This window comes from Myroides odoratus, assembly GCF_965118575.1.
Taxonomy (GTDB): domain Bacteria; phylum Bacteroidota; class Bacteroidia; order Flavobacteriales; family Flavobacteriaceae; genus Flavobacterium; species Flavobacterium odoratum_B.
In genome coordinates, this window is the sequence record NZ_CBCPHW010000002.1 from 202,804 (window position 1) to 217,212 (window position 14,409).

The 14,409-nt window shown below is 34.4% G+C and carries 9 protein-coding genes; 8 read left to right on the top strand and 1 reads right to left on the bottom strand.

Annotated features, from left to right (window positions below):
• Positions 1–2: 2 nt before the first annotated feature.
• The gene (locus ACMHJ2_RS02345) at positions 3–917 is read left to right on the top strand and encodes a glucosaminidase domain-containing protein (RefSeq protein ID WP_413511353.1); all 915 of its coding nucleotides are present in this window, start codon (positions 3–5) and stop codon (positions 915–917) included.
• Between the two features lie 6 nt (positions 918–923).
• Positions 924–2,204: a glutamate-1-semialdehyde 2,1-aminomutase gene (gene hemL, locus ACMHJ2_RS02350; protein ID WP_413511354.1), complete on the top strand. Its 1,281-nt coding sequence runs from the start codon at positions 924–926 to the stop codon at positions 2,202–2,204.
• 56 nt (positions 2,205–2,260) lie between these two features.
• On the opposite strand, the gene ACMHJ2_RS02355 is transcribed toward hemL, so the two are convergent.
• A complete protein-coding gene (locus ACMHJ2_RS02355) occupies positions 2,261–2,860 on the bottom strand; it encodes a ribonuclease HII (protein ID WP_413511355.1) in 600 nt (199 codons plus the stop codon).
• Between the two features lie 444 nt (positions 2,861–3,304).
• On the opposite strand from ACMHJ2_RS02355, the gene ACMHJ2_RS02360 reads away from it, so the two are divergent.
• From ACMHJ2_RS02360 to ACMHJ2_RS02385, 6 genes are all read left to right on the top strand, one after another.
• Positions 3,305–6,550 carry a SusC/RagA family TonB-linked outer membrane protein gene (locus ACMHJ2_RS02360; protein ID WP_413511356.1) on the top strand — a complete coding sequence of 1,082 codons (3,246 nt, stop codon included), beginning with the start codon at positions 3,305–3,307 and terminating at the stop codon, positions 6,548–6,550.
• Positions 6,551–6,568: 18 nt separating this feature from the next.
• On the top strand, positions 6,569–8,116 hold the full coding sequence (locus ACMHJ2_RS02365) for a RagB/SusD family nutrient uptake outer membrane protein (protein ID WP_413511357.1): 1,548 nt from the start codon (positions 6,569–6,571) through the stop codon (positions 8,114–8,116).
• A gap of 502 nt (positions 8,117–8,618) precedes the next feature.
• A complete protein-coding gene (locus ACMHJ2_RS02370) occupies positions 8,619–9,131 on the top strand; it encodes a hypothetical protein (RefSeq protein WP_413511358.1) in 513 nt (170 codons plus the stop codon).
• Complete coding sequence (locus ACMHJ2_RS02375) at positions 9,112–9,423, top strand: hypothetical protein (RefSeq protein ID WP_413511359.1); 312 nt, start codon at positions 9,112–9,114, stop codon at positions 9,421–9,423. Before ACMHJ2_RS02370 ends, ACMHJ2_RS02375 begins: the two co-directional genes overlap by 20 nt.
• 487 nt (positions 9,424–9,910) lie before the next feature.
• Positions 9,911–12,958, top strand: a complete 3,048-nt coding sequence (locus tag ACMHJ2_RS02380; protein WP_413511360.1) for a SusC/RagA family TonB-linked outer membrane protein — start codon at positions 9,911–9,913, stop codon at positions 12,956–12,958.
• Between the two features lie 5 nt (positions 12,959–12,963).
• Positions 12,964–14,403, top strand: a complete 1,440-nt coding sequence (locus tag ACMHJ2_RS02385; protein WP_413511361.1) for a RagB/SusD family nutrient uptake outer membrane protein — start codon at positions 12,964–12,966, stop codon at positions 14,401–14,403.
• Positions 14,404–14,409 lie beyond the last annotated feature (6 nt).

Consider the following 14,409-nt stretch of genomic DNA (forward strand, 5'->3'; position numbering starts at 1 on the left):
CTATGAATAAGAAACTATTTTTAATGTTCTGTTTACTTACACTTGTTAGTTGTGGGGTAAAGAATAATTCTAAACTTACGGGTAAGAAAGTAAAGTCAAAAGAATTAGTAGCTAAAGAACAATACAGAGCACAACAAAAAAGGGCAGAGGAACAACGTCATAGCCAAGAAGAAGCACGAAAAGACAGACGAACAGCTGCAAAAAATAAGGAGGTATTAGAAGCTACTTCTCGCATTTCTGTTACTTCTGATCTTATTCAAGATTATATCTTGCAATATAAAGATATTGCTAAAAATAATATGTCTTCTTACGGAATTCCAGCGAGTATTACCTTAGCTCAAGGTGTATTAGAGTCTGGTTCGGGTCAAGGGACGTTAAGTCGAAATGCAAATAATCACTTTGGCATCAAGTGTCACAAAGAGTGGGATGGTCCCTCTGTGCGACATACAGATGATGCCCCCGATGAATGTTTTCGAAAATATGATGCCCCCGAAGAATCTTATAAAGATCATTCCCTTTTTCTAGTTTCGCGTAGTCGTTATAATGATTTATTTCAATTGGATAAAGATGACTATGAAGGATGGGCCCACGGATTAAAAAAAGCGGGCTATGCAACGGATCCCAAATATGCTACTAAATTAATCAGTTTAATTGAGCGCTATACTTTAGATCAATATGACCGTGAAGTATTGGGGTCGAGTACACCTAGAGTTAAAAAAGAAATTGATTCAAAAAAAATAGAAACGAAGGTTGAAACGAAATCAGAAACCAAAGCAATTGCTAAAACGCATGTCGTACAAAAAGGAGATACGCTCTATTCGATTTCAAAAAAATACAACACAACCGTAGCGCAATTGCAAAAAACAAATAAGCTTGATGGAACAGGTTTGTCAATTGGCCAACGTTTAAAATTATAAGAAATTATGCTATATCAAAGAAGTAGTCAGCTTTTTGCTGAAGCTGAAAAAGTTATTCCTGGAGGCGTAAATTCCCCAGTAAGAGCCTTTAAGTCTGTTGGAGGAACTCCGATTTTTGTCAAAGAAGCAAAAGGAGCTTATTTATATGATGTGGATGGCAACCGTTTAGTTGATTACATTAATTCTTGGGGACCAATGTTGTTGGGACATGCTTTTCCACCTGTTGTAGAAGCAGTAATAGAAAAGGCTAAAAAAGGAACTTCTTTTGGTATGCCTACGGAAATTGAAACGGAAATTGCTGAGTTAGCGGTTTCCATGGTGCCTAATATAGATAAAATTCGCTTTGTTAACTCTGGAACGGAGGCTTGCATGAGTGCTGTTCGCTTAGCGAGAGGCTATACCAATCGAGAAAAAATACTAAAATTTAAAGGATGTTATCATGGACATTCCGATTCTTTTTTGATTCAAGCAGGAAGTGGAGCCGTGACTTTTGGGTCACCTAACAGTCCAGGTGTAACCCAAGGGACAGCAAAAGATACTTTGTTAGCGACTTATAATGATTTAGCAAACGTCACTTCTATTCTTGAGGCGAATAAAGGAGAAGTAGCCGCTATTATTATTGAACCCGTGGCTGGAAATATGGGATGTATACCACCTAAAGCAGGATTTTTAGAAGGACTGCGTCAATTATGTGATATCCATGGCACCCTATTGATTTTTGATGAAGTAATGACGGGTTTCCGTTTGGCACGTGGTGGAGCTCAAGAATTATTCGGTGTAAAAGCAGATTTAGTTACTTTCGGAAAAGTAATTGGTGGAGGCTTACCTGTGGGAGCCTTTGCAGGTAGCGCTGAAATTATGGACTATTTAGCTCCTGTAGGACCTGTTTATCAAGCGGGTACTCTATCAGGTAATCCCTTGGCAATGGCTGCTGGATTAGCGATGTTGCAATCAATCAATAAGGATGAAGCAATTTTTAAGCGTTTAGAAGAAAAAACAGCGTATTTAGAAAAGGGAATTCGCCAGGTGTTAGAAGCCAAGCAAATACCTCATACTATTAATCGTGTGGGCTCAATGATTTCTGTGTTTTTTGATGAACGAGAAGTACTGGATTTTGAAACAGCAGGTTATGGAAATAATGAACGATTTAAAACGTTTTTTCATGGCTTATTGAGAGAAGGGGTTTATATTGCACCCTCTTCATACGAAACTTGGTTTATTACAGACGCTTTAACGTATGATGATTTAGATTTTACAATCCAAGCAATAGAAAAAGTTTTTGCTTAGACCTAGTTATATACAAATAAAAAAAATCTCTTTTACTGCAGTAAAAGAGATTTTTTTTATAATTCTAATTTCAATTGGTCCGGTAAAAGCTTAAATGATTTTCGGTGATATTTACATGCCCCATATTTGACAATAGCTTCTCTGTGTTCTTGAGTTGGGTAGCCTTTATTTTGCTTCCAATTATACATAGGGAATTCTTCGTGTATTTGATTCATGTAATCATCGCGATAGGTTTTGGCTAAAACTGAGGCAGCAGCTATGCTTAAATATTTAGTGTCTCCCTTTACAATACATTGATGGGGAATGTTGGGGATAGGTGTAAATTTATTCCCATCTACAAGTAAAAAATCAGGTAGTGGTGTAAGCTTATATACACTTTCGTGCATCGCTTTGATTGCTGCATGTAAAATATTCAATTCTTCAATAACCGCTTCATGAAGATGAGTTACGCCATAACTCAAGGCTTGGTCTTCAATGATTGTTCGCAAAGCATAGCGATTCTTAGCAGAAAGCTGTTTGGAGTCATTGAGGATCTCATTCGAAAAATCGGGGGGTAAAATTACCGCCGCCGCAGTAACTGGACCTGCAATACATCCTCTTCCGGCTTCATCTGTTCCGGCTTCATAAGGCAAGTCTGAAAAATGATGTAATAACATAAATAAAAATTGAATGTAAAGGTACTAGGTTTGGAAATAAGTTACACTTGTAAAACTAAAAATAGTTGAAATATCCGTGAAGGAAATCATAAGAATGTAAAATTTAACATGAAGTTGACGTTTTGTCATGTTTGTGTTGATATCGGTTTTTTAAGTTGATAGGTAGGTAGTTGTAGATAAATAAGCTACCAAATAATAATTTTTAGAGTGTTAAATGGTATGGGCTTTAAAGGAGTTTGTTAAGTTTTTGTGTGAAATGATAATGTTTATTGTTTAATTAATTAATGTTTTTTGTGTTTTATATTTTAATTTTTAATTAAATAAATGGATTTTATTCCTTTTTATTAGTATTTAGTTGATTTGCTTCTAGTTAATACTGGATTAAATTAACGAAGTTTTAGTTTAGTTTTTTATGTTTGTGAACTAACTAATTCAATTTAAATAATGAGATCAAAATTAAAATGGACGATAGTGCTATTTATGGCTCTATTTGTGCAATTTTCATTTGCTCAGGAAAAGACCTTAAAAGGGGTTGTAACTGAGGATGGATTCCCTTTACCAGGGGTTACAGTTGTAATTAAAGGTACAACAATGGGAACCCAAACCGATTTGGATGGAAATTATTCCATCAAAGTAAAACAAGGTGAGGTTATTGTGTTTTCGTTTATTGGTTTAAAAAACGTAGAACATAAAGTAGGTGCGGCAAATACATTTAACCTTACTATGAAAGCTGAAGACAGTGTTCTAGATGAGGTTGTAGTTGTGGCGTATGGTACAGCATCAAAAGAATCAGTAACAGGTTCAATTGCTGTCGTTAAATCAGAAGATATTCAAAAAAGACCAGCAACAAATGCTATTGGTGCTTTAGAAGGAGCTGCTGCCGGTGTTCAGGTAAACAATACTTCAGGACAACCTGGGGCTGAACCCGAAGTCCGTATTCGTGGATTTAGTTCATTAAGAGGTAAAGTAAATGGAGTTGATGCAAACTCACCACTATATGTAGTAGATGGTGTGCCTTATGGTGGGAGTATCTCTGATATTAATCCTGCAGATATCGAAAGTATGTCCGTATTAAAAGATGCTTCTTCAACGACATTGTATGGAAATAGAGCTTCAAATGGGGTGATTTTGATTACAACCAAAAAAGGAAATAAAGCTGGGGGTTCTTTTAATATAGATATGAAACAAGGTGTCTATACACGAGGAATGAAAGAATATGACCGTATTGGGGCTGATGATTTCATGAATACGATGTGGGCAGGATATAGAAATGGTGCTGTTACAGCTGGTAAATCCTTAGCGGATGCAAATGCAGATGCAAATGCAAATTTGGTTAATGACATTCTGGTAGCAAATATTTATAATTTACCATCGGATCAATTATTTGAAAATGGTAAATTGAAAAGTAATGCACAAATATTAGAAGGGTATAGAGGAGATTTAGATTGGTATAAACCAATTGAAAGAACAGGATATTACCAAGACATCAATATGAATGGTCGTATAGCTAATGAAAAAGGTGGAGCTTACTTTTCTGCAGGTTTCTTAAATAATGAAGCATATTTTAAAAATTCAGATTTCACCCGTTTTACAGGGCGTACGAATGCAGATTACCAAGTAAATGATTGGTTGAAAGTAGGTACAAACTTATCTGGATCACACCAAGTATCAAATGGTTTGACTGCATCTAGTGATGATTCAAATAGTTATGTAAATCCATTTATGTTTGCAAGAGGAATTGCTCCTATCTATTCAGTGCACATGCATGATGCTACAGGAGCCTATTTGTATGATGATTTAGGTAATTTAATGTATGATGATGGAACTCGATCTAGGGGGCAATACGTTGGACGTAATGTAGTTTGGGAAAATGATTTAAATAGTCGTGAAACAATACGCAATACTTTTAGTGGACAGGTATTTGCAGATATTAAGTTTTTAAATGATTTTACTTTTACGATTCGTGGTGATTTAAATACGCGTAATACAGAAGAGCGTCATTACGAAAATGGAATAATCGGTGATGGAGCAGGTACAAATGGACGTGCAAGAAGAACAACATATCGTTATAAAACCTATACAGCGCAACAGTTGTTAAACTGGAACAGAGATTTTGGGCTACACAATGTGCAAGCTTTAGTAGGACATGAGAGCTACAGTACAGAATATACGTATTTGTATGCTATCAAATCCAATCAAACCTTTCCAGGAATGGGGGATTTAATTAATTTTAATGATATCACAAATCTTTACGATTATACTAATATTTATAGAACAGAAGGGTATTTGTCACGTCTTAAATATAATTATGCAAATAAGTATTTTGTGGAAGGATCTTTTAGGAGAGATGGTTCTTCAAAATTTCATAAAGACAACCGATGGGGGAATTTCTGGTCAGTTGGTGGTAGTTGGGTAGTTAGTAATGAAAACTTCTTTAGATCATCAGTTATTGATCATTTGAAGTTGAGAGCTTCTTATGGTGAAGTAGGTAATGATATGGGGGCAACATTCTATGCATACCAAGATTTATACACGATTGCTAAATATGGTGGAGCTACTGCTTTATATAAATCACAAAATGGAAATAAGGATTTAAAATGGGAAACTTCTTCTTCTTTTGACATAGCACTGGATACAAGATTGTTTAATCGCTTAAATGTATCAGTGGAGTATTTTGATAAACGCTCTCAAAATCTATTGACTGATTTAACACAGCCTTTGTCTAACGGTTCTCTAGATCCAACTAAAGGGGCTTCAACAATCATTTCTAATATTGGAAGTATTTCAAATAAAGGGATAGAGGTTGCTTTTGATGTTGATGTGGTTAAAAAAGGAGATTGGAGATGGAATGTCGGAGCAAATGCAACTTGGTTAAAAAACAAAGTAGAGAAATTAGCGGAACAAAATAGAAAAGACGGTATTCAACTTAATAGTTATCACAAAATAGTAGAAGGAAAAAGTGTAAGTGAATTCTATTTAGCCCAATATGTTGGTGTTGATCAAATGACAGGTAATGCCTTGTTTGAGTTTGATGAAGATAAATTTGTAGTGAATAAAGCGAAAGGTGATACCAGACAGGAAATAGATGGTAAGTATGTTACTAATATTAACGGGACAAATTATACAACTTCAGCAACGTATGCGAGAAAAGATTTTTCAGGAAGTGCAGTTCCAAAAATGACGGGAAGTTTTAATACTTCATTATCGTATAAGAATTTTTCATTATCAGCCTTGTTTACTTATAGTATTGGAGGAAAAGTATATGACAATTCATACCAAGATTTGATGGGTGTAAGTGCAAATCCAACCGCAATCCATAGTGATATTTTAGATTCTTGGGATGGTATTCCAGAAGGAATGACTGAAAATTCTATATATCGAATTGATCCGAATGGTACTCCTGTTGTTGATTTTAATCGCAATACAGATACGAGAGGAAATCTTTCTACTAGATGGTTGAAAGATGCTTCTTATTTAGTAGTTAAAAATATCAGTCTTAGCTATGAAATGCCAAAGGAAACAATGGAGAAAATAGGAGTTAATGGTATGCGTTTATCTTTAGGAGTAGAAAATTTAGCAACTTTTACAAAGAGAAAAGGTATGAATCCGCAGCAAACGTTTAATGGAGTGTTATACAATACTTATGTTACGCCACGTACCTTTACATTAGGTGTTAATGTAGCTTTTTAATTTGTAAAAATAGAAAATATGAAAATTAGAAATATAAAATATCTTACACTGGCAATTGTTTTGGCATTTGCGTCATGTAGTAAAGATTATTTGGATACGTATCCTACGGATGAAACGTCGCCAACAACGGTTTTTAAAACGACTGAGACAGTTGAAATGGCTGTGAATGGACTAGCTAAAATTATGGTTACTCAACATATTTCTCAAGGTTTTAATGGGGAGGGAACTATCAAAATGTATTATGGTGAATATCCAGGAAATAATTTTAGAGTAAATTTATCTGGTTGGTCTACGTTGATTAATAGTGGTCTTTTTACTGATGTTACTTCGGTTTATGATTATTATCCGTGGCATTATTACTATATGATTATTACAAATGCCAATCAGATTATCGATAATGTAGATGCGGCAGAAGGACCAACAACGAAGAAAAAACAATTAAAAGCTCAAGCATTAGGATATAGAGCATATAGTTATACGATGCTAGCCCAATTATATGGATACCGTTGGGATGATAGCTCAAACGGTTCTCAAAAATGTTTAATATTAAGACGATCTACAGCTGATCCAGTGAATATGCCGTTAGCTTCTTTAGCGGAAGTTTATCAGGCAATATACTCGGATTTAGATCAAGCTATTGTTTTAGCTGAAGAAAGCGGCTTATCTCGTAAACAATTCTTTGACATGAATCAAGACGTGTATCATGCGATATATGCAAGAGCCGCTTTGGCTAAAAAAGACTATGCTACTGCCGAAAAACAAGCAGTTTTAGCAAGAGCTAATTATCCGTTAATGAAAGAATCAGAATATAAAGCTGGTTTTTCAAATCCAACTTCGGAATGGATTTGGGGAAGTTATGGTGCATCGGACGAGCAATTATATTTCTATGCATATCATGCTTATATTGGGTATAATTCTTCTGCAAGTGCAGTGCGTTCTTATCCTAAGCGTATAAGTAAAGAACTATTTGATAAGATTCCTGATACAGATATGCGTAAAGGATTGTTTGTAGATCCTAAAAACTATGAAGGGGAGTATAGCTTAACAACTGGATTAGTATCTAAACCAGAAGAATCTCAAATGGAGAAAGATGTAAGAGCAAAATATCCAGATTTGCGTTCAGATGCTTTTGTAGCTGCTTATATGCAGTTTAAAATCAAAGCAAATGATATGCCAGGAGTTGGGAATATGAACCATTTCCGTTCTTCGGAAATGTATTTGATTGAAGCGGAAGCTCAATATTTTCAACAAAATTATAGTGGAACAAAAGCTACTTTAATCGAATTGAATAAAACTTCTGGACGCGATATCGCCTATGAAAATACAGCTGTGAGTAATGACGAACTTTTTGAACAAATTGTAAACTACCGTGGATTAGAATTATGGGGAGAAGGATTTGATTGGTTTGATATGAAACGTTGGAATTTAGACATCGATAGAAAAGAAGGTGGAAAAGGTGGGAATTATGTGAGTAGTCTAGCCGTTAAAATTCCTGCGAGTGCGGGCCACAAATGGACTTGGAGTACTCCAGCTCGTGAAGTAGATTACAAGTCTGAATTAAAATAAGAATATAATACTTTTAATTTGAGGTATTTATCAAAAAGACCGAGCGTAATCTCGGTCTTTTTCTTTGGGATTAGTTGTGTACAAGAAATATAAGTCACAGTACTTAAAATGCCTAAAAATTATCTTAAATGGGAGTTGTAGCTTATTTAAGTCCTGTACTTTTGAGGTATTAGTGAAAGTGTATTTAGAATATATTTATAAATGAAAAAAGTATTGTTTTTTTTTAGGAGGCCTACTATTGGGATCTACTATAGTTGTTTCATGTAGCTCTTCGGGCGATAATTCGCAAGAGAAGTGTAACCAAGAAGAGTTTAAAATAAATGTACCCCCTACAGTGGAATCAAATATTACTGCTATTCGACTAATATCAGCTACTACTTTGAGAGCTATTTTTTATGCACAATACGACGATATTAGTTTAGATATCTGAACAGTTAGTACGGATGGAAAATTAGATTTGTTAATTTAAGCAGGTGATTTTAAATATTTTAAGTTCAATGATGTGAAACTAGAGGATAAAATTACGATCGATAGTAAAGGTAATCTATATGTTATTGTATCAAATAAAAACCTACCCGATGTAAAGACCGTCTGGAAATTTGATACTACAACTAAAATTGTGCTACCTTATATAAAAGTGAACAATGCTGATTTGAAGTTTATCTCATATTGGGCGGCTCAAAATAAATTGGTGATTCAAGATGATTCGAAAATTTATACTTTGGGATTAAATGAGCAAAAAGATGAGTTAGTTTTTTTAATCGGTAGACCAAATAGCAGTTCTTCTCAGCTCAAAGATGGTGTTGATACAAATGCTTCTGCTGCATTAAATTTTCCAGTTTCTTATTTTGATGATGCTTTTTATATTTTAGAAAAAAACCGTTTTTTACGCAAAGTATCGTTGAGTAACAACGAAGCAAGTGTAAAGACAATTTCTATTTTTGAGACTGGAGCTTATGCGTATTTAACAATGCGTTCCAAGAATACCTTCTTTATTGATCGAAAAAAAACCTGAAGTAGGTTTGTCTGAAGGTGCATTGGATACCCAAGAAATTAAATCCTATTTCTATAGTGCCAGTGTTTTTTTCGGATATCCTATCTTATACAAAGGACAAATGGATAGAGAATTATTAGTGAGTACAGCGATGTATAGCATTTTAGGAGGAATGGCAAACGGAACGATGTTGTATACAATGAACAGTTATTTACCTGTTAATAATGCCATGTGGTCTGCGAGTAAGAAGTCTATTGTTTACATTGAAGATTTTAGCAATCAAATGAGTAAAACTAAGCAAATAAGACTTTAAGTTTCAAGATAGAACTAAGAAGTGACCCAAAGGGGGGATGATTAGCTAATCATCCCCCCTTTGGGTTTGTATAAATGCCTTACTATCAAGAGGATAAAATTTAGTTTAACAATTAACTTAGATTACTAACTAAAATAACAACCCGATTGTTTTTTTGGTTTAAAAAAGAGTATTGTACTTGCTTAATGTTTGATTTTTGGTAGTTATTAGGATAGATGTTTTAGTATGGAATAGTTAATGTTAAAAATGTACATAATGCTAAAAAAATATTAAAAAAAGGGTTAGTCTAATATTTGGAATCTTGGAGATACTGTTTTGTTTAATGGAATAAACTTATTTGAATTCCTTTAAATTAGCAAGAAAACTAAGAATTTGTTAGTTAATGTCTTTTATGAACCAATTTTTTATCGGGATTTAGTGAAAATGATTTAGGAGGTCTAAGAAAAAATGTTTAGATTTGTTTAACTAACTAATCAATTTTTTAAGAATGAGATCGAAGATTAAGTGGATTTATGCGTGCATAATGATCCTGCTTGTACAAGTGGGATTCGCACAAGAGAAAACACTTTCTGGGGTGGTATCAGAAGATGGTATGCCACTGCCAGGAGTAACGGTTGTGATTCAAGGAACCCAATTGGGGACACAAACCGATTTAAATGGAAAGTATTCCATAAATGCAAAAGCAGGACAAGTGCTTGTTTTTTCTTTTATTGGAATGAAAGATGTGAAACACACTGTAGGCAATGCCAATGTGTTTAATGCCTCTCTTCAAACAGAAGGGAGTGAATTGGAAGAGCTAATTGTATTGGCTTATGGTCAAGTGAAAACCAAAAATGAGGTAACAGGTAACGTGGTTGCTGTTAAAGGAGAAGTAATTGCTGGTACACCAGTTGTTTCTGCAGATCAGGCTTTACAAGGGCGTGTTGCAGGTTTACAAATGGCTACAACGTCAGGATCACCAGGAGCGGTACAAAATATCCGTATTCGTGGTCGTAACTCTGTTTCGGCAACTAATGAACCTTTATACGTGATTGATGGTATCCCTATTATCAATGCCAATTTATCGGATAGTGACGATGTAACGAGTTTATCTCCGTTAGCTGCAATTAATCCTGATGATATCGAATCGATGACGGTTTTGAAAGATGCGGGTGCAACTTCAGTATATGGAGCTCGTGGATCAAATGGGGTTATCTTGATTACTACCAAAAAAGGAAAACGTGGAGAACCAAGTTACAGTTTTAGATCATCAATGGGATTTCAAAATAAAGCCGTGAAAGGGCCTAGATTTTTATCCTCTCAAGAAAAAGGTGATTTATGGGTAGAAGCTTTATATAATTCTTTAGGGGGTGAACAAGCAGGTATTACAAAACAATGGGTAATTGATAACTATGAAACTGACGATGTAATGGGTGGGCCGGATTTATTTACGCATTGGAGAGAGAATGGAATGCTAAATCACGATTGGTCAGAGATGGTGAAAGTGAAAAATGCGCCCATGTCGAGTTTGAATTTATCTGTTAATGGAGGAGATGAAAAAGGAACTTACATGGCTTCTGTTGGACATGAAAAATCAGAAGGAGCCGTAATTGGAACAGATTTTAGAAGGGTAACAGGGTCATTCAACTTTACTCGTAATTTAAATGATAAAGTTGACATTAGAATTGGTGCTAATGTTTCCAATATTAAACAAAATGGTATCTTAGAAGGAGGGGCTTTCTTTAGTAATCCGAACTTATCAGCTATGTTTATGAATCCTTGGGCAAATCCATATAATGCAGATGGATCATATAATATTGATAATGGATTATTAGGGGGATTACCTAATATTTTGTACACAACAAAACAAAACTTGAATCAAAATGATTTTACAAGAGTTATTTCTAATAATGCAGTTGGATATAAAATTTTAGATAATCTGAGATTTGAATCGGCCATAGGTTTAGATTATACGTTAGCTAATTATCAAAGTTATCAAAATCCAGTACATGGTGATGGAAATTCTACAAAAGGAGCTACCTCTCAATCTGATCGTAAAGTGTTTAATTACGTATGGCAAAATTCATTGAGTTATAACTTTTATTTAGGAGAAAATCACCGTTTTGATGTAAAAGGGTTGATGGAATACCAAAAGAATAAGTTTAATAGACTATCGGGACTAGGAGAGGTTCTACCTCCAGGTTTAGAAACATTGGGAGGGGCAGCTGCTAACTATGTTGCAGAATCTGAGTATTATGATTGGATGCAGTTGAGTTATTTAGGTTTGTTAAATTATTCTTATGCAAATAAATATCTAGTGGATTTGACTATTAGACAAGAAGGGTCTTCTCGTTTTTCAAGTAGTAATCGTTGGGGAACTTTCTGGGCAGTAGGTGCTGCATGGAATATACACCAAGAGGATTTCTTGATGGATTCAAATGCTATTAGTACCTTGCGTTTAAGAGGATCGTATGGTTCTACGGGAAACTCGTCGATTAATCCAAATTTATATCAACATTTGTTGGGTAAAGCTTCTTATAATAATGAAGCGGGATTAATTAGTACACAAATTGGCGGTGAATTAGGATGGGAGAAACAAAGTAAATTGGATTTTGGATTGGAATTTGGATTTATCGATAATCGCATTACCGGTAGTTTCGCTTATTACCAAAGTAAAACCAAAGATTTATTGTATAGTTTACCCTTATCCATGACTTCAGGATTTTCTACAAAATGGATTAACCAAGGAAAATTAGAAAATAGTGGGGTAGAGGCGGAATTGAATGTGGAAATTATTCGTTCTAAAGATTTCAATTGGTCGATTGGAGCAAATATTGGAACAGTGCGTAATAGATTGACAGAAATGCCAACTGCCATTAAATCTTATACCGCTGATCAAGAAGGTAGATTAATTAATGAGTGGTATATGCCAACGTATGCAGGTGTTGATGCACAAACAGGTGCAGCACAATGGTACAAAGCAGATGGAACGGCAACTAACATATATGGAGAGGCAGAAAGACGTTTCCAAGGTGCTAGTGGATTGCCAAAAGTATCAGGAGGCTTTAATACGCATGTGGATTTCAAAGGATTTTATGTAGATGCGTTGTTTACATTTGCAACAGGGTATAAAGTATATGATGTATGGTCACAAATTACACATGAAACAAACGATACTTCTTTGTATGCATATAATGCAAATAGCGAATTATTAGATCGTTGGCAAAAACCAGGAGATATTACTAATGTTCCTATTTTAACTGCATCTCCGGAAAGAAATGTAAACAATAACTATACACAACCCTCTACAAGATTCTTATATGATGGGGATCACATTAGATTAAGACAAATTACCTTAGGATATAACTTGAGTAAACAAGCTGTAAAAGCAATTGGTGTAGATGGAATTAATTTATCTGTATCTGCTTTGAATCCTTTAACATGGGTGAAAGATGGACGATTGAAATACGATCCAGAAGTAGATGCTACAGGCTACATTGAATTAGCATCTCCTCCATTGAAATCAGTAGTATTTTCTCTTAACGTTAAATTTTAATTACGATGAAAAGAACACTTAAAAAAGGTTGGATTCTTGTTGCTATGGTAAGTATTTCTTTAGCATCATGTTCATTAGATCCAAAATTGACCGAAAATATAGATTATACTAAAAATCCGATTTCCACTACGGATGAATTAGATGCTAGTTTAGTTGGTACTTATTCCTTAATGACAAGTAATAAATATTACGGAAATAATGTAATTGCTTATTCGGAAGTTAGATCGGATAATGCATATTCAACGAATAGAACTAATCGTTTAGGAAGTATATCTTCTTTTAGTTTAACTACTAGTGCACGATATACAGCAGAAACTTGGGAACAGATTTATTTAGTTATTTCGGAGGCTAATCGCGCGATAGAAGCGAATGTAGTGGAAGATGAAACAGTGAAAAATCTAAAAGGACAAGCTTATGCAATTAGAGCATTAGCACATTATGATTTATTGCGTATTTATGGTCAACAATATTTTGATAATAAAGGGTTAGGTGCTATCGGAGTTCCATATATTACAAAATATGGGGCTATTGATGCTAAAGTTGTACGTGGTACAGTAGCGTCAAATAAGGAGAATATTTATACTGATTTGGACAAAGCTATTGCATTACTTACTGAATCAAATTCAAATAATAAAGTTAAAATATCTCTTGCAGCTGCATATGGATTGAAAGCTAGAATAGCTTTATTTTTTTCAAATTGGGATAGTGCTGATTTAGTTGTGGCAAAAGAAAATGCATTAATTGCTATGGAAAAAAGTGGATCCAATGTGATTGGACGTTTTGCATTTATTGGATCATATACGGCAGATGATGCACAATCAAATTCAATATTTGAATTAAAGCAGTCTGGAGTGGATAACCCAGGGACGGATTCACTATTTTATTTATATGCAGCACCAATATTAGGAGGCTATGGTGATATAGTCGTTAATTTTAAAGTTGAAGATTTATTCGGTTCTGATGCTCCACAAGATATTGTAGACGGTGAAGGAAACGTTACCGAAACTATCCCTTCGAATGATATCCGCGCAGATAGAGAAATGATTTATACTATTAGAGGGGATTTACGTAATAAAGGGAAATATCCAAAAATGGCTTCGAATCTAAAACTTATGAGATTCGAAGAGCTAGTATTAATTTTTATAGAAGCTGATTTCCGTATTAATAATGGAATTACAGCTGAATCATTGAAGTATTTTAATGCACTAAAGAAAAATCGCTTAACGACATTTACTAATTTAACAACTTATACACTAGATGATATTCGTATCGAGAGACAAAAAGAGTTGTTGTTTGAAGGGTTTGGTTTTGAAGATTTAATGCGTTTTCATTTACCTGTAGTAAATAGATATGGAACATTTAATTATGGTGATGATTTATTAGCCTTTCCAATTCCACAAACAGAAATCAATGCAAGTGGTATTCAACAAAATGAAGGATATTAATAAAGT